Below are 16,519 nucleotides of genomic sequence, written 5' to 3' on the forward strand. Positions count from 1 at the left end.
TCACCCCAACCCCTCTCCCGCAGGCGGGAGAGGGGCTTTATCTCGCTTGTGGCGGAGATGGTGCAGTCGTCTTAAACGCGCTTGTCCAACGGCACGAAGGTCTGGTCTTCCGGACCGGTGTAGTTCGCGCTCGGGCGGATGATCTTGCCGTCGATGCGCTGCTCGATGATGTGCGCGCTCCAACCTGCGGTACGTGCGATCACGAACAGCGGAGTGAACATCGCGGTCGGCACGCCCATCATGTGGTAGCTGACGGCGCTGAACCAATCCAGGTTCGGGAACATCTTCTTGATGTCCCACATCACCGACTCAAGGCGCTCGGCGATGTCGTACATCTTCATGTTTTCCTGCTCGGCCGACAGCTCGCGCGAGACGTCCTTGATCACCTTGTTGCGGGGATCGGACACGGTGTAGACCGGGTGACCAAAACCGATCACCACTTCCTTGCGCTCGACGCGGGCCTTGATGTCAGCCTCGGCTTCGTCCGCGGTTTCGTAGCGCTTCTGCACTTCGAAGGCGACTTCGTTGGCACCGCCGTGCTTCGGTCCGCGCAGTGCGCCGATACCGCCGGTGATGGCGCTGTACATGTCGCTGCCGGTGCCGGCGATGACGCGGCAGGCAAAGGTCGAGGCGTTGAATTCATGCTCCGCGTACAGGATCAGGCTGGTGTGCATGGCCTTGACCCAGGACTCGCGCGGCTGCTCGCCGTGCAGCAGGTGCAGGAAGTGGCCGCCGATCGAATCATCGTCGGTCTCCACGTCAATGACCTTGCCGTTGTGGCTCCAGTGGTACCAGTACAGCAGCATCGAACCCAGCGAGGCCATCAGCTTGTCGGCGATGTCGCGCGCGCCCGGGTGGTTGTGATCATCCGTCTCCGGCGACACGCAACCCAGCACGGAAACGCCGGTACGCATCACGTCCATCGGATGCGCCGACGGCGGCAGTTCTTCCAGCGCGGCCTTCACCGATGCCGGGATGCCACGCAGCGCCTTCAGCTTGGCCTTGTAGGCACGCAGCTCGGCCTTGTTCGGCAGCTTGCCATGCACCAGCAGGTGGGCGATTTCCTCGAACTCGCTGGTGTTGGCCAGATCCAGGATGTCGTAGCCACGGTAGTGCAGATCGTTGCCGCTGCGGCCAACGGTACACAGGGCGGTGTTGCCGGCAGCGGTACCGGACAGGGCGACGGACTTCTTCGGCTTGAACGCCGGTGCGGCGGTGGATTCAGACATGGTATGAACCTCGATCAGATGCGGGATTTTCGCTCCCCTCTCCCGCTTGCGGGAGAGGGGCTGGGGGTGAGGGCCGCCTGCTGCAGCCCAATCAATCACTTCTTCGCAGCAAACGTCTTGTCCAAGCTGCGCTCGAATTCGTGGTAACCGATGCGGTCGTACAGCTCCTCACGGGTCTGCATGCTGTCCACCACATTACGCTGGTGGCCGTCACGACGGATGGCCTCGTACACATTCTCGGCCGCCTTGTTGGCCGCGCGGAACGCCGACAGCGGGAACAGCTGCATCGCAACGCCGGCTGACGCCAGTTCATCGCGACTGAACAGCGGGGTCGCGCCGAATTCGGTGATGTTGGCCAGCAACGGTACCTTCACTGCGTCAGCGAAACGCTTATAGGTCTCCAGGTCGTAGGCCGCCTCGGCAAAGATGCCGTCGGCGCCGGCTTCCACGCAGGCCAGCGCGCGCTCGATTGCAGCGTCCACGCCTTCCATCTGGATGGCGTCGGTACGCGCAATCAGGAAGAAATCCGGATCGGTCTTGGCATCGGCGGCAGCCTTCACACGGTCGACCATTTCACCCTGCGAGACGATCTCCTTGCCCGGGCGATGGCCACAACGCTTGGCACCCACCTGGTCCTCGATATGGCAGGCAGCGGCGCCGGCCTTGATCAGCGACTTCACCGTGCGCGCGATATTGAACGCGCTCGGGCCGAAACCGGTGTCGATATCGACCATCAGCGGCAGATCGCAGACATCGCTGATGCGGCGCACGTCAATCAGCACGTCTTCCATCGTATTGATGCCCAGGTCCGGCAGGCCCAGCGAGCCAGCGGCAACGCCGCCACCGGACAGATAGATGGCACGGTAACCGGCGCGCTTGGCCAGCAGGGCGTGGTTGGCGTTGATCGCGCCGACCACCTGCAACGGGGATTCGGCGGCCAGTGCGGCGCGGAATGCAGCGCCGGCGGAAGAACGACTCATGGGATGGCTCCTGGCTTGTGGCTGGGCGGTGGCGAGCATGCCATTCCGCTGTGACGCTTAATCTGTCACCATCAGATGCATTGATCAATCTTGATTCAATAAATCAACCTATTGAATACGCCATGCCAGATGCCCTCGATCCTGAACTGATACCCGCCAGTGAAGCCTGTGCCCTGCTCGGCATCAGCGCCGCCACGCTGTACGCCTATGTCAGCCGCGGCCTGCTCAGTTCGCGCCCGGGTACATCCGCCCGCAGCCGGGTGTACCTGCGGGCGGAAGTCGAACGCCTGGCGCAGCGCAAGCAGGCTGGACGCGGCGCCGAACGCGGCGCGGCGCAGAGCCTTGATCGCGGCCTGCCAGTGCTGGAAACCCGCATCTCACTGATCCGTCCGGATGCGCCCTATTACCGCGGCCGCTCAGCCGTGGCTGCAGCGCAGGCCGGTGCCACGCTGGAAGACATCGCGCGACTGCTGTGGGATTGCGAGGAGCAGGACCCGTTCAGCGCGACTGCCATGCCGGCATGGCCACCACGCGTCGCCAGCCTGGCGCTTGATGGCAGCCTGCCGCCGGTGGAACGCGCAATGGCCTGCATCCCGCTACTGGCCTTGGAGCAACGCCAATCGCTCAATGCGGCCGCCTCGGTACGTCGCGAGGTCGCAGCAATGCTGCTGCGCCAGAACGCGGCTTTGCTGGTCGGCACCGAGCCGGATGTGCGACCGGTGCATCGCCTGCTCGCCGATGCATGGATGCCTGGCGATGCAGCTTTCGCTGAACTGGTGCGCTCGGCCCTGGTGCTGTGCGCCGACCATGAGTTGAATGTCTCGGCGTTTGCAGCGCGCGTGGTCGCCTCGACCGGCGCACACCTGCACGCGACGGTAAGCGCGGGATTGGCCGCCCTGTCCGGCCCGCGCCATGGCGGTGCTACCGCGCGGGCGCATGCCTTGCTGGTCGATGCCGAAACCAGCGGGTCACCCGCCACCTTCATCGCCGAACGCTGGCGGCGCGGTGATGAACTACCCGGTTTCAACCATCTGCTGTATCCCGATGGTGACCCGCGCGGCGCGGAGGTTCTGCGTCAATTGCGCGAACTGCGCGGCGATTCACCGCGCATGCGCCATGTGGAAGCGGTTTTGGCTGCTACCGAGGAAGTCAGCGGGCAGCGGCCGAACATTGACGGGATGCTGGGGGCTATTTGTTATGTGCACGAACTGCCAGGCGCGCATGCGCTGGTGATGTTTGCTACCGCCCGGCTTACTGGTTGGTTGGCGCATGCATTGGAGCAGCAAGCCCTGGGCACCTTGATACGGCCGCGTGCGCGCTATACCGGGTTGGCGCCGAGGGGGTGAGCTTGTGCTCCCTCCCTTTTGCGCAGCAAAGGGGAGGGTTGGGGAGGGGTAGGCTTGTGCGGCCTTTCCAGCATCACCAGCTTCGCGGCTTATGCCGCTCCCACATCTGGTAGATGTGCCGTGATTGCAGATTGATCGGCGGCTTTACTGTTGTGAGCTTCGCGGCTTACGCCGCTCCTACATCCGAACGGCGATGCGCTCTTGCCCCCTCCCTTTTACGCAGCAAAGGGGGTGAAGAAGGCCTGCTTGCGCGCCACCGGCGCGCGGCCTGATGAACGACCGAAGGCTATGCCTTCGGGCCGGGCGGGTTGGGGAGGGGTAGGCTTTTGCGGCCTTTCCAGCATCACCAGCTTCGCGGCTTATGCCGCTCCCACATCTGGTAGATGTGCCGTGATTGCAGATTGATCGGCGGCTTGATTGTCGTGAGCTTCGCGGCTTACGCGCCGCTCCTACAAGGCCCCTGCCCGCTTTGACCACTGATTGATGATCTGCGCGATGGCCTGCACGCCATCGGTCAATGCTGCCGGGCCAGGTTGAAGGATCAACGGCGACTTGATCTCGTGCAGTTCGCCGTCGCGCACCGCATTGATCTTTTCCCAACCCGGACGCGCAGCCACCCGCTCGGGGCGGAACTTCTTGCCACACCATGAGCCGATGATAATGTCCGGGTTGCGCGCGATCACCGGGTCGCCATTGGCAAGGATGCGCGCCTTGGCCAGCGGCTCGCGCGACAACTCCGGGAACACATCAATGCCGCCGGCGATCTCCACCAGCTCGGCGCCCCACTGGATGCCGGTGATGATGGGTTCGTCCCATTCCTCGACATAGACGCGCGGCCGCTGCGGCAGTTTCGCCGCCTGCTCGGCTACAGCATCCAAGCCGCGTTGCAGCTCATCCGCATAGGCATTGGCACGCGCCGCCACACCAACCAAACCGCCAAGACGGCGGATGTAGTCAATGATGCCGGCCACACTGCGGTGGTTGGCGATCCAGACTTCCACGCCGTTGCGTATCAACTCGGCGGCGATATCGGCCTGGATGTCGGAGAAGCCAATCGCCAGATCGGGCTTGAGCTTGAGGATCTCGCCCACCTTGGCGCTGGTGAAGGCACTGACCTTGGGCTTGTCGCGGCGCGCCTCGGGCGGCCGCACGGTGAAACCACTGATGCCGACGATGCGGTCCTGCTCGCCCAAGGCGTAAAGTGTCTCGGTCGGCTCTTCGGTCAGGCAGACAATGCGGCGCGGACCAATCATGGTGCGGCGAACTCCGTTGTATCGACGAATACGGCAGGACTGTTCCAGGGATGATTGGCGGCAATGCCCTCATCCAGAATCCGCTGCAGACGTTGCGGATCGCGCGGGATGCAGAACTCCAGCCGCACGCTGGCGGCCCGCACCAGCTCGCCCGCCTCGCCGATGGTGCTGCGCGTGCCCTGCAGCACACGGAACTGCTCCTGCCCAGTTGCCGATTCCCACATGCCGTGCGCGTAGCCACCGGCAGCCAGATCGTCCACCGCAAGGATGCCCTGTTTCAGCGCCTGCAATTGCGCCGGAGGTACGAACACGGTGATCCTGTAAACCGGATGGAGCTGCATCAGCCAATCGCCCGCAGTGGCATGTGGTAGTAGATGACACGCTCCGTTTCGGTGAAGCCGCACGCTTCGTGTGCAGCCTGCGCCGCTACATTGGCCAGGCCCGAATCCGAGGCCAGCTCGGTGCAGCCCTGGTTCCGCGCCCATTGCGCCACGGCGTCGACCAACAAGCGCCCAATACCAGCGCCGCGGGCTGATGCATGCACGATCCAGCCTTCCAGGAAGCCCACTGGAGAACTGTCGGTACCGTTGACATACTCGTTGCGGACACTTGCTTCTGCCATGCCCAGAACCCGCCCATCGGCAGCGCAGGCAAGCAGGCAGGTACTGCCTGCCGATTCGATCAGCTCCATCAGGTCCGCCAGCCCTGTTTCGCTATCCGGCCACAGCTCCAGGCGCAGCCCGGCCCAGTCCCGCCAATCCCCGGCCTGGGCGTGCCGCACACGGCAGCCGGGATGGTTCACGGGAACAGCATCCGCTTGCTCCACTCGCCCGCCGCATCGGTCTCATAGCACCAGCGCTCGTGCAAACGGAAATCGGCGCCGTACCAGAACTCGATGCGACGCGGCACTACGCGCACCCCGCCCCAGCCATCGGGACGCGGCACGTCACGGCCTTCAAAGCGGGCCTCGAAATTGGCCAATCGCTGTTCGAACTCCTCCCGCGACGCCAGCGGCTGTGACTGCACAGATGCCCAGGCACCGATCTGGCTCATGCGCGGACGGCTGGCGAAGTAGGCATCGGATTCCGCAGCCGAAACCAGCTGTGCATCGCCTTCAATGCGCACCTGGATACCGGCCTCGCGCAGGCTGCGCCACAGGAACAGCAGCGCCGCGGCGCGGTTGTCGTGCAGCTCGCGGCCCTTGCGGCTGTCCAGGTGGGTGTAGAACACGAAACCACGCTCGTCGAAGGCCTTGAGCAGCACGGTGCGTGCCGACGGCCGGCCATCAATGTCGGCGGTGGCGACGGTCATCGCGGTGGCATCCACCTCCTTGCCAGCCTTTGCCTCTTCAAACAATGCGGCGAAAGTAGATAGCGCTTCAGCGTAAAGATTGCTCATGGTCCTGCTTCTTAGGGCACGTGTTTGGGCTATTGTGGCGGCATGTCCCCCGTTCCGCACAGTTTTTCCCAACGCCGCTTTGCGCCGGCACTGGTTGCACAGGCATTGGATGATGCACTGGCCAGTGCCGACGGTACGCCAGTACTGGCGATAAGCGGCGTGCAAGGCAGCGGCAAATCCACGCTGGCGGCACAGGTGGTGGACCTGGCGCGCACGCGTGGCCTGTGTGCCGCAGCCGTTTCCATCGACGACACCTACCTGACCCGCGCCCAACGGCAGCGGCTCGCCGATCGCGTGCATCCCCTGCTTGCCACCCGCGGGCCACCGGGCACGCACGACCTGGCATTGGCGATGGCAACCCTGGATGCCGCCAAGGCAGGGCAAGGTTTCCCGTTGCCGCGCTTCGACAAACTCGCCGACGAACGCGTCCCTGAATCACAGTGGAAGAAGATCGAACAGCCACTGGACCTTCTGGTATTCGAGGGCTGGTTCCTGGGCACGCCAGCGGAAGACGACGCTGCGCTGCAGGTGCCATTGAATGCACTGGAGCGCGAGGCCGATGCCGATGGCCGTTGGCGGCGCTGGTGCAACCAGGCGCTGGCCGAGCACTACCCCGGCCTGTGGCAACGCTTTGATCGGCTATGGATGCTGCAGCCACCAAGCTTCGCCGTGGTACCGCATTGGCGCTGGCAGCAGGAACAGGCGCTACAACAGGCTTCACCCGGCCGCAGCAGCATGACCCGACCCCAGTTGGAGCGCTTCGTGCAGTTCTACGAACGCATCAGCCGGCAGGCACTACGCACCCTGCCCGGCATTGCCGACCGGGTCATTGCCCTGGATGCGCAGCGGCAGCCGTTGCCAGACCAGCAGGGCTGACGCACTCCCTTCAGCCGGAGTGGAAAAGCGAAACGGAACGATTCGACGGCGAAGGCGCCGCCGAACCGTTGTAGATGCATGCAGCGCTGAGTTCGGGGCGCAACGCGCGATCACTGCACCAGGAAGGTGATCCGCAGGTTGACGCGCCACTCGATGATGTTGCCGTCGCCGTCGGTGACAACCTTGGTTTCGTTGACCCACGCGCCCTGGATGCCCTTGACCGTCTCGGCCACCTTCTTGATGCCGCTGCGCACCGCATCCTCGACGCTGGTTTTGGAGGACGCGCTGACTTCAATGATTTTCGCCACTGACATGTCCAACTCCTTGGTTGCACCACGAACCATTCGTGGAACTGCCGAGCTTGGCTGCTACCGTGTTAAGGCACTGACACGAGGTGCTAGCATCTTCCCGCAATGAATCCCGCCCCCAATCTCATCCTGGTCGGCCCCATGGGCGCCGGCAAAACCAGCATCGGCCGCCGCCTGGCCGAGCGCTTCGGGCTGGTGTTCGTGGATGCCGACCAGGCCATCGTCGAAGACGTGGGCTCCAGCATTCCCGCCATTTTCGAGAACGTCGGCGAAGCCGGCTTCCGTGCCCACGAAAAACGGGTCCTGTCGCGCCTGCTGGAGGGCAGCGGCCAGCTGATCTCCACCGGCGGCGGCTGCGTGCTGGATCCGGACAACCGCCAGCGCATCCGCCAACAGGGCTTCGTGGTCTACCTGCGGGTCAGCGTGGCCTCGCAGCTGTCGCGGCTGCAGCGCGACAAGACCCGCCCGCTGCTGCAGCGCCCGGACCGCGAGCAGGTGCTGCACGCCATGGCCGCCATCCGCGACCCGCTGTACAGCGAGCTGGCCGACCTGATCATCGATACCGACCTCTACACCCCCGCCGATGCCACCGCGCACACCGTGACCCGGCTTGCCGCGCAATGGCAGATTCTGGAACCGACCCGCATGACCGCTCCCACCCGCACCGTCGCCGTCGGCGGCGAACACCCCTACCAGATCCATATCGGCCCTGGCCTGTTGTCGCAGGCGCAGACACTGGTCGGTGCCATCCGTGGCCGCCACGTGCTGCTGGTCAGCGACGACACCGTTGCGCCGCTATACCTGGCCCAGGTACAGACCGCGCTGCTGGCAGCCCGCCCCGACCTGAAGATCGGCCAGCACATCATCCCGGCCGGCGAAGCCTCCAAGACCCTGGACAACTTCGGCGGCGCGATCAATGCGCTGGCAAGCCTCGGCGCCACCCGCGACGCCTGCGTGTTGGCGCTGGGCGGCGGCGTGGTCGGTGACCTGGCCGGCTTTGCCGCGGCCTGCTGGATGCGCGGCGTGGACTGCGTGCAGCTGCCGACCACCTTGTTGTCGATGGTCGACTCCTCGGTCGGTGGCAAGACCGCGGTGGATATCCCGCAGGGCAAGAATCTGGTCGGCGCCTTCCACCCGCCGCGTGCCGTCGTCGCCGATACCGCTGCGCTGCGCACCCTGCCGGCGCGCGAGCTGCGTGCCGGCCTGGCCGAGGTGATCAAATACGGCGCCATCCGCGATCCGCTGTTCTTCCAGTGGCTGCAGGCCGAGCGCCAGGCCCTGCTGGCCGGCGATGACACTGCGCTGGCCCAGGCCATCGCCCGCAGCTGCGAGCACAAGGCCGAGATCGTCGAACGCGACCCGCTGGAGAAGGGTGAACGCGCCCTGCTCAACCTCGGCCATACCTTCGGCCATGCGATCGAGACCGCGCAGGGTTACGGCGCGCCGGGTAACGACAACCTCAATCATGGTGAGGCGGTAGCGGTCGGCATGGTGCTGGCAGCCAAGCTGTCGGCGGCCCTGGGCATGGCCGATGTGGCAGATACCGAGGTACTGCGTGAGCTGCTGGAGGCTTACGGCCTGCCGACGGCTATCCCTGCCGGCCTGGATGCAGAGGCACTGCTTGGGCATATGCGGCTGGACAAGAAGAACATCGCCGGACGCCTGCGATTGGTGCTGTGGCGCGGCATCGGCAAGGCCGAGGTGGTGCCGGATGTGGATGAAGCTGCGGTGTTGGACGTGCTGCGGCTGGGCTGAGCGGCAAGTCAAAGGCTTACCCCTCCCCAACCCTCCCCTGCTGCGCAAGGGAGGGGGCCGTCCACTGCGACCTGTCAGATCACGACCATGCCTGCTCTTCCCCCTCCCTTGCGCAGCAGGGGAGGGTTGGGGAGGGGTAGCACTTCGCAGCAAACCCCAAAATCAGCCCAAAACCCGCACACCGGCTACAATCGCCGCCATGCGCGTCCTACTGCAACAGCCGCCCAGCGGCAAAGAAGCCCCCCGCTACGTACAGCTTTCGCTGGTACCCGACCTGCTCGGCGGCTGGGAGCTGCTGCGTGAGAGCGGCCAGACCGGTGGCCGCATCCAGCTGCGCCGCGAGCTGTTCCTGCAGCACGAGGAAGCCATCCATGCCTTCGAAAAGGCCCGCGATGGCCAGATCAAGAAAGGCTTCCAGGTGATGTTCACCGCCGGCCAGCCCGCGCCCTGAATCCCGCATTCCCTGCAGGTGCGCCGCAGCGCGCCTGCGGTTCTTACCCAGGAGTTCCATGTGACCAGCCCACTTCGCAATGACCGCTTCCTGCGCGCCCTGCGCCGCGAACCCGTGGACTACACCCCCGTCTGGCTGATGCGCCAGGCCGGCCGCTACCTGCCGGAATACCGCGCCACCCGCGCCCGCGCCGGCAGCTTCCTGGGCATGGCCAAGAACCCGGAGGTCGCCTGCGAAGTGACCCTGCAGCCGCTGGAACGCTTCGACCTGGATGCCGCCATCCTGTTCTCGGACATCCTCACCGTGCCGGACGCGATGGGCCTGGGCCTGTACTTCGTTGACGGCGAAGGCCCAAAGTTCAAGCACCCGGTGCGTGATGCCGCTGCGGTCGCCAAGCTGGCGGTACCGGACATGGAAACCGAGCTGCGCTACGTGATGGACGCAGTGCGCCTGATCCGCCGCGAGCTGGACGGCAAGGTGCCGCTGATCGGTTTCTCCGGCAGCCCGTGGACGCTGGCCTGCTACATGATCGAAGGCGGCGGCAGCAAGGATTTCGCCCGTATCAAGGCGATGGCGCTGAACGAACCCAAGGCCCTGCACCAGTTGCTGGAAGTGGTGACCGATGCGGTAATCGCCTACCTGTCGGCGCAGCGCGCGGCCGGTGCACAGGCACTGCAGGTGTTCGACACCTGGGGCGGCGTGCTCGGCCCGGCGATGTACCGTGAATTCTCGTTGCGTTACCTCAACCGCATCGCCAGCGAACTCAAGCGCGGCGACGGCGCCGAGCGCACCCCGCTGATCCTGTTCGGCAAGGGCACCGGCCAGTACGTGGCTGAGTTGGCCGCCAGCGGCGCTGAAGGCGTCGGCGTGGATTGGACCATCTCGCTGGAAGACGCTGCACGCGCAGCCGGCGGCAAGGTCGCACTGCAGGGCAACCTGGACCCGACCACGCTGTACGGCTCGCCTGATGCGATCACCCGCGAAGTCGGCAAGGTGCTGGAAAGCTACGCCGCCGGCAACGGCGGTTCGCGCGAAGGCCACGTGTTCAACCTTGGCCACGGCATGTCGCCGGACATGAACCCCGAGCACGTTGCGGTGCTGGTGGATGCGGTGCACCGCCTCAGCCGCCGCTGAGGTCTGAGGGCCCGGAAGCTTGACTTCAATCTTCCGGGCCCCAACGCTGGATGCCCGTCATCAGGCCCGCGCCCCATGTACAAACGCTGCACCTCACTGCTGCTGGCAATCGTCATGCCGCTTGCGGCAAACGCCGCACCCGCCCCGCTGCAACTTGGCGAGGATGACTTCCCGACGCTGGCCGCGTTTCCTGAGGTCGCACAGCTGACCATCTTCAGCACCGCACCGCTGGACTTCCCCACCAGCTGCAAACAGATCCGCATTGCACGACTGGAAGAAATCGCGCCGCGCTGGCGGCCGTACATCACCCATCTTTCGCTCGACCGTTGCGGCACCGAGTCCGTCGGCACCGATGCCATGCAGGACACCTCCTACGACGCCAGCGCCCAGATCAGGCCCGGATTGGTGACCCTGTACGGATTGCCGGTGACCGAGACCCGCGAAACGCTGGCCGAAATGTACGGCAACCGCACGTTGGTGCTTGCGGTTCCGCTGCAGAAGGCATTGGAGAAAATACGCCCGATCAGCGAGCGCAACTGTGCGCCGGTGGCGCGCAACAACCCCGGCATCCCGACCAACTGCAAGATGGAACGCATCGACGAGGACAGCTGGAGCATCACCATCGGTGAACTCAATTCCACCATCATGCTGAGCCGGAACCCTGACGATTCCGGATCAACCCTGTACACCATCGGCGGCGGCGACTGATCTACGCAACATCTGCACACGCATCGGAGGACAATGAGCGCCTGCTCCAGCGCGAGTCGTCTTGATGCCCCCAGCTCCCCCCGTCCCGCAGCCCGCCAGTTCCGCCCAGAAACCGCTGCTATGGCTGGTATCGCTGGCCATCTTCATGCAGATGCTGGACTCGACCATCGTCAACACGGCCTTGCCGGCGATGGCGCGCAGCCTGGGCGAGAGCCCGTTGCAGATGCAGTCGGTGGTGTTCAGCTATGCGCTGGCGGTGGCCACTTTCATCCCCGCATCGGGCTGGATCGCCGACCGCTTCGGCACCCGCCGCACCTTCCTCGCCGCAATCGTGTTGTTCACCCTGGGCTCGCTGGCCTGCGCGCTGTCACCCACGCTGCAATGGCTGGTGGCCTCGCGCGTGCTGCAGGGCATCGGCGGGGCGATGTTGCTGCCGGTTGGCCGTCTGGCGGTAATGCGCTCGGTACCACGCGAGCAGTTCCTGTCGGCGATGAGCTTCATCGCCATTCCTGCGCTGATCGGGCCGCTGCTGGGCCCGACCCTGGGCGGTTGGCTGGTGGAAGTCGCCTCCTGGCATTGGATCTTCCTGATCAACCTGCCGATCGGCGTGATCGGCTTCATCGCTGCGTTGAAAATCATGCCCGACCACTACGGCCAGCGGAACCAGCGCTTCGACCTGCCCGGCTACCTGATGCTGGCATTCGGCATGATCGCCCTGTCGCTGGCATTGGATGGCGTCTCGGCAATCAACTCGGCGCATGCACTGGTGCTGCTGTTGGCGGTGGTCGGCATCGCTGCGCTGGCCGGCTACTGGCTGCACGCGGCCAGCGCGGCCAATGCGCTGTTCCCACTTAGCCTCTTCAAGGTGATCAGCTTCCGCATCGGCATCCTCGGCAATCTGTTCTCACGCATCGGCAGCGGTGCGATGCCCTTGCTGATTCCCTTGCTACTGCAGGTCGGCATGGGCCTGAGCCCGATGACCGCGGGCATGATGATGATTCCGGTGGCGCTGTCCGGCATGGCCGCAAAGCGCGCTGCCGTCAGCCTGGTTGAACGCTTCGGCTACCGCCGCATCCTGATGATCAATACGGTCTGCGTGGGCCTGGCGATGGCCAGCTTCGCTTTGATCACCGCCGAGCAGCCACTGTGGTTACGCCTCACCCAGCTGGCGATCTTTGGCGCGGTCAATTCGATGCAGTTCACCGTGATGAACACTGTCACCCTGCGTGACCTCGACATGCAGCAGGCCAGCAGCGGCAACAGCCTGCTGTCGATGGTGATGATGCTGGCCACAGGCTTTGGTGCAGCCACCGCCGGCAGCCTGCTGGCGGCGTTCGGCGAGCACCTGAGCGGTCATGGCGCGACCGCTGCGCTGCACGCCACCTTCCTCTGCGTTGGTGCGATCACGCTCAGTTCGACGCTGGTGTTCTGGCAGCTGCCCGACAACCGCCCGCACCCGCGTGCGGTCGAGGAAGTCGTCGAGTAAGTCCAGGCGAACCCAGCCCTCAATCGTGCGAGGACTGGGCCTGCGCGCGGCGCTGCGCTTCAAGCACGCCGGCAATGGCTTCCAGCAGCAACTGTGCGGTTACCGGCTTGCGCAGGAAATCGGCGAAGCCAGCCTCGCGCGCCTCTGGCTCGGCCTCGGCGTCGGAGCGCGCGGTCACTGCGATCAACGGCATTCCGTAGCCCATCACCTTCAATTGGCGGGCCAAGCCAAAGCCATCGATGCCGGGCAGATCCAGATCCAGCAAGGCCACATCGAATTCCTGGCTGGACAGTTCCGCGAGTGCGGCCAACCCATGCGCGGCGTGCACGACGCTATGCCCGTGTACTTCCAGCAGGCCACGAATCACCGCGGCGATGGTCGGATCATCCTCCACCAGCAACACACGCTGCGGCGGCAAGCTCATCCACGTGCTGGCCGCGGTTTCATCTTCCACCGACGTTGCAGGCACTTCCCAGGCCAGTGGCAGGTTGACGATGAAACAGGTGCCCTCGCCCAGGCTGCTTTCCACATCGATGCTGCCGCCCATGGCCACACTCAGTTCATTGCAGATGGCCAGGCCCAGGCCGCTGCCACCATAGCGGGCAGCGGTACGCGCACCGTCGGCCTGCTCGAAGCGACGGAACAGCCGCTGCTGCTGCTCGGCACTGATGCCCGGGCCGGTGTCGCTGACCTCGAAGCACACACCCTTGCCGCCTTCCTGCAGGCGCACACGCAGACTCACCGAGCCACGACTGGTGAACTTGATCGCATTGCCGAGCAGGTTGAGCAGGATCTGCCGCAGGCGCATCACGTCGCCGGTCAGGCGCGTGCGCGGTGCTGCAGCGTTGTCGAATTCAAATGCCAGCCCGCGCCGCTGTGCCAGCGGCTCCATCAGGCCACGCACGTCTTCCAGCAGCTGCCGCAGTTCCAGCGGCTGGTTCTGCAGCTCCAACCGCCCAGCCTCGATACGGGCCAGGTCCAATGCGTCATTGACCAGCCGCAACAGGTGTTCGCCGGCGCGGCGGATGGACTGCGTATAGCCACGCTGACGCTCGTCCAGCGGAGTCGCCAGCAGCAGTTCACTCATGCCCAGCACACCGGTCATTGGCGTGCGTACTTCATGGCCCAATGTTGCAAGGAAGCGGGTCTTGGCCAGCGACGCCTGTTCGGCCAACTCCGCCTTGTGCCGCGCCAGCTGCCATTCATTGCGCCTGCGCAGGCGCCGCTGGTACAGCCAGGCACCGCTCAGCGTCAGCGCGATCACCAACAACAGCAGGGTCATCACTCCTGCTGGGCTGCGCGCCCACGGCGGTTGCACGCGGAATGCCAGCGTCTGTACCGGCGACCACACGTTGTCAGAGGTCGCGGCCTGGATCTCCAACTGGTAGCGGCCCGGCGGCAGTCGCGAGAACACGCGATCGCCGGTAGCACCTACATCCACCCAGTCCGGGTCATAGCCGGCCAGGCGGAAGCGATAGGTATTGGTGGCCGAGTCGGCGAAGGACAGCAGCCGCGCGGCGATGAGCAGATCACGATCACCGTCGAGGATCTGCAGCGATGGCTCCTGGGTCAGGTCCTGTTCCTTGTCACCGCGGCGCACACTGACCCGCTCGATGATCAGCGGCGGCCGCCGCGTGGAGGGTTTGACCAACTCAGGGTCGAACAGCACCACGCCGTCAGGCGTGCCGCCAGCGAGCTGGCCACTGCTTGCCTGCACCAGCGTACGCCGCCGGAACTCCTGCCCCGGCAGGCCGTCATGCACGCCGTACAGGCGCACCGAACGGTTGGCCGGATCAATCCGGATCAGGCCACGTGCACTGATGGCCCATGCCACGCCTTCGGCATCAACCAGCAAGCCGGTCGCCGCCAACATCGGAAAGCCCTGCTCAACGCCGACGCGATCGAGCAGTGTCATGTGCTGCCCGTCCCATAGATAGCGATCCATCCGCCCCAGCCCGGCGATCCAGACCACGCCGGTATCGCTCACATTGAACGTGGACACCCGACCAGGCGGCCCACCCGGCAGCGGCGAGAACCTCGCGCTCTTGGCCTGCCAGGCATGCAGGCCGGTACCGCTGGCCAGCCACAGTTGATCGCCGGGGCCGCATTGCATGTCTTCCACCGAAGCTTCCGGCAGGCCCGCCTGACCCGGCTGCAAGTGCAGCAGCACATGGCCATCGGCGTCGCGCTGCTGCATGCCGCCGTCCTCGGAGTAAATCCAGATCCGGCCACCATCGCAACTGCGCACGATGTCGGCATCGCCAAGCATCGCCGCATCCTTGCCATCGCCGCTATGCCAACGCTGCACGCTGGCGTCGCGCGGGTCGTAGCGCACCAGCGCATCCAGGCTGCCAATCCACACCCTGCCGCGCTTGTCCTCCACCAGAGACTGCGGCCAGTTGTTGCCGTCAACCGCGGTCAAGTGATGCTGCACATCACCGGTGCCCGGATCCAGGCGATCCAGCGCGCCGCGGGTACCCACCACCCAGATTCCGCCATTGGCTGACGCCGCCAGCGCCAAGGCATAGGGATTGCGCAGCGAGCTGGGATCGTCGAGATGCCGCGACAACACCGAGAACTGGCGCCAGCTCGGCGGCAGGTGCCACAGACCGGCATTGGTACTGGCGAACCACAGACCACCTTCGCGGTCTTCGTAAGCGCTGGACCAGTTGGGTTTGACCAGACCGCGCTCCTGCGAGCTGTACAGCGGCACATTGCGCACCACCGAGCTGCGGATCCGACCAAGTCCGGAACGGGTGTCCAGCCAGTAACTGCCATCGGCGGAGTACTGCAGCATGTTGAACACTTCGCCGGGGGCCGCGCCGGGCCAGTTGGCCGGCTCGAAGCGCCCGTCGGCATGGCGCACCACCACGCCTTCATTGCTGGCCACCCACAACCGGCCCTGCTTGTCGACCTTCAGTCCATTGATGCGCGGCGAAGGCAGTACCTCGCTGCTGACCCGATCAAAGCCGGCACCGTTCCAGCGCGCCAGCCCGCCCTTGGTGCCTACCCACAGGCTTCCGTCCGGAGTGACCGCCATATAGGTCACCGCTGCGGCGGGCAGGCTGTGCGGATCACCGGCCTTCGGCATGAAGCGCTGGATCTTGCCATCCGGGTCCAAGCGGTGCAGGCCGCCGGTTGCGGTACCAAACCAGATGCTGCCATCCGGCGTGGAAGTGATGGCCCAGATGGTGTTGCTGCCGATCTGCGGATAGGTCTGCTGGTCGTAGAACTTGAAACTGAGCCGGTCCGGCGACAGCATCGCCAGGCCAGCGTTCTGTGTGCCTATCCACAAACGGTTGCTCTTGTCCGAATGCAGGCTCCAGACGATGTTGTCACGCAGCCCGTTCTCCGCACGCCAGATGCGGTAGTTGCGCCCGTCATAACGTGCGAGCCCGTCGCGGCTGGCCAGCCATAGATAGCCGGTGAGGTCTTCAGCAAATGCGTTGATATTGCTCGAAGGCAGGCCATCGGCCACGGTCAGTTGACGCGGCTGCGGCGTTGCCGGCACTTCGGCCCGTGCTGATGGCGTCATCAGCAACAGTCCGCTTACCAACACCCCTGCAAGCCATTTCATCAAACCCTGCCTCCTGCA

General features: G+C 65.1%; 15 protein-coding genes and 1 pseudogene. 8 read left to right on the plus strand and 8 right to left on the minus strand.

Translation table 11 applies throughout. The features are described from left to right. Window positions 1–71 precede the first annotated feature (71 nt). Together prpC and prpB are read right to left on the minus strand one after the other, a co-directional pair. The gene (gene prpC, locus Q5Z11_RS14730) at window positions 72–1,229 is read right to left on the minus strand and encodes a bifunctional 2-methylcitrate synthase/citrate synthase (protein WP_303747094.1); all 1,158 of its coding nucleotides are present in this window, start codon (window positions 1,227–1,229) and stop codon (window positions 72–74) included. Between the two features lie 95 nt (window positions 1,230–1,324). Beyond that, complete coding sequence (gene prpB / locus Q5Z11_RS14735) at window positions 1,325–2,209, minus strand: methylisocitrate lyase (RefSeq protein ID WP_282265849.1); 885 nt, start codon at window positions 2,207–2,209, stop codon at window positions 1,325–1,327. 122 nt (window positions 2,210–2,331) lie between these two features. Here prpB and Q5Z11_RS14740 point away from each other — a divergent pair, with 122 nt between their 5' ends. Further along, window positions 2,332–3,555, plus strand: a complete 1,224-nt coding sequence (locus Q5Z11_RS14740) for a citrate synthase family protein (RefSeq protein WP_303747095.1) — start codon at window positions 2,332–2,334, stop codon at window positions 3,553–3,555. 449 nt (window positions 3,556–4,004) lie between these two features. On the opposite strand, the gene Q5Z11_RS14745 is transcribed toward Q5Z11_RS14740, so the two are convergent. From Q5Z11_RS14745 to pdxH, 4 genes are read right to left on the minus strand one after another with little or no spacing between them, the layout of a single operon-like run. Continuing rightward, complete coding sequence (locus Q5Z11_RS14745) at window positions 4,005–4,805, minus strand: cobalamin-binding protein (RefSeq protein ID WP_303750055.1); 801 nt, start codon at window positions 4,803–4,805, stop codon at window positions 4,005–4,007. After that, window positions 4,805–5,149, minus strand: coding sequence for a hypothetical protein (locus Q5Z11_RS14750; RefSeq protein ID WP_303747096.1), 345 nt, complete (start codon window positions 5,147–5,149; stop codon window positions 4,805–4,807). The genes Q5Z11_RS14745 and Q5Z11_RS14750 overlap by 1 nt, the downstream gene beginning before the upstream one ends. Continuing rightward, the gene (aac(6'), locus tag Q5Z11_RS14755; protein ID WP_303747097.1) at window positions 5,149–5,610 is read right to left on the minus strand and encodes an aminoglycoside 6'-N-acetyltransferase; all 462 of its coding nucleotides are present in this window, start codon (window positions 5,608–5,610) and stop codon (window positions 5,149–5,151) included. The genes Q5Z11_RS14750 and aac(6') overlap by 1 nt, the downstream gene beginning before the upstream one ends. Beyond that, window positions 5,607–6,206, minus strand: a complete 600-nt coding sequence (gene pdxH / locus Q5Z11_RS14760; RefSeq protein ID WP_303747098.1) for a pyridoxamine 5'-phosphate oxidase — start codon at window positions 6,204–6,206, stop codon at window positions 5,607–5,609. Before pdxH ends, aac(6') begins: the two co-directional genes overlap by 4 nt. Window positions 6,207–6,248: 42 nt before the next feature. On the opposite strand from pdxH, the gene Q5Z11_RS14765 reads away from it, so the two are divergent. Beyond that, window positions 6,249–7,082 (plus strand): kinase, encoded by an 834-nt coding sequence (locus Q5Z11_RS14765; RefSeq protein ID WP_303747099.1) that lies wholly within the window; start codon window positions 6,249–6,251, stop codon window positions 7,080–7,082. A 110-nt stretch (window positions 7,083–7,192) separates the two neighbouring features. On the opposite strand, the gene Q5Z11_RS14770 is transcribed toward Q5Z11_RS14765, so the two are convergent. Continuing rightward, on the minus strand, window positions 7,193–7,396 hold the full coding sequence (locus Q5Z11_RS14770; protein ID WP_057629454.1) for a dodecin family protein: 204 nt from the start codon (window positions 7,394–7,396) through the stop codon (window positions 7,193–7,195). Window positions 7,397–7,495: 99 nt separating this feature from the next. Here Q5Z11_RS14770 and Q5Z11_RS14775 point away from each other — a divergent pair. From Q5Z11_RS14775 to mdtD, 6 genes and pseudogenes are all read left to right on the plus strand, one after another. Then, window positions 7,496–8,017 (plus strand): annotated as a pseudogene (locus Q5Z11_RS14775) (shikimate kinase); the annotation flags it as partial. Window positions 8,018–8,035: 18 nt separating this feature from the next. After that, a complete protein-coding gene (gene aroB / locus Q5Z11_RS14780) occupies window positions 8,036–9,145 on the plus strand; it encodes a 3-dehydroquinate synthase (protein WP_303750056.1) in 1,110 nt (369 codons plus the stop codon). 199 nt (window positions 9,146–9,344) lie between these two features. After that, window positions 9,345–9,596, plus strand: coding sequence for a WGR domain-containing protein (locus Q5Z11_RS14785; protein WP_303747100.1), 252 nt, complete (start codon window positions 9,345–9,347; stop codon window positions 9,594–9,596). 60 nt (window positions 9,597–9,656) lie between these two features. Further along, window positions 9,657–10,730 carry a uroporphyrinogen decarboxylase gene (gene hemE, locus Q5Z11_RS14790; RefSeq protein ID WP_303747101.1) on the plus strand — a complete coding sequence of 358 codons (1,074 nt, stop codon included), beginning with the start codon at window positions 9,657–9,659 and terminating at the stop codon, window positions 10,728–10,730. Window positions 10,731–10,805: 75 nt separating this feature from the next. After that, the gene (locus tag Q5Z11_RS14795; RefSeq protein ID WP_303747102.1) at window positions 10,806–11,438 is read left to right on the plus strand and encodes a hypothetical protein; all 633 of its coding nucleotides are present in this window, start codon (window positions 10,806–10,808) and stop codon (window positions 11,436–11,438) included. A 64-nt stretch (window positions 11,439–11,502) separates the two neighbouring features. Beyond that, window positions 11,503–12,924 carry a multidrug transporter subunit MdtD gene (gene mdtD / locus Q5Z11_RS14800; RefSeq protein ID WP_303747103.1) on the plus strand — a complete coding sequence of 474 codons (1,422 nt, stop codon included), beginning with the start codon at window positions 11,503–11,505 and terminating at the stop codon, window positions 12,922–12,924. A gap of 19 nt (window positions 12,925–12,943) precedes the next feature. Here the strand turns inward: mdtD and Q5Z11_RS14805 are convergent, their stop codons facing one another. After that, complete coding sequence (locus Q5Z11_RS14805) at window positions 12,944–16,501, minus strand: hybrid sensor histidine kinase/response regulator (protein WP_303747104.1); 3,558 nt, start codon at window positions 16,499–16,501, stop codon at window positions 12,944–12,946. Window positions 16,502–16,519: the final 18 nt, after the last annotated feature.

The sequence above is a fragment of the Stenotrophomonas sp. 610A2 genome (genome assembly GCF_030549615.1).
Lineage (GTDB): Bacteria > Pseudomonadota > Gammaproteobacteria > Xanthomonadales > Xanthomonadaceae > Stenotrophomonas > Stenotrophomonas pigmentata.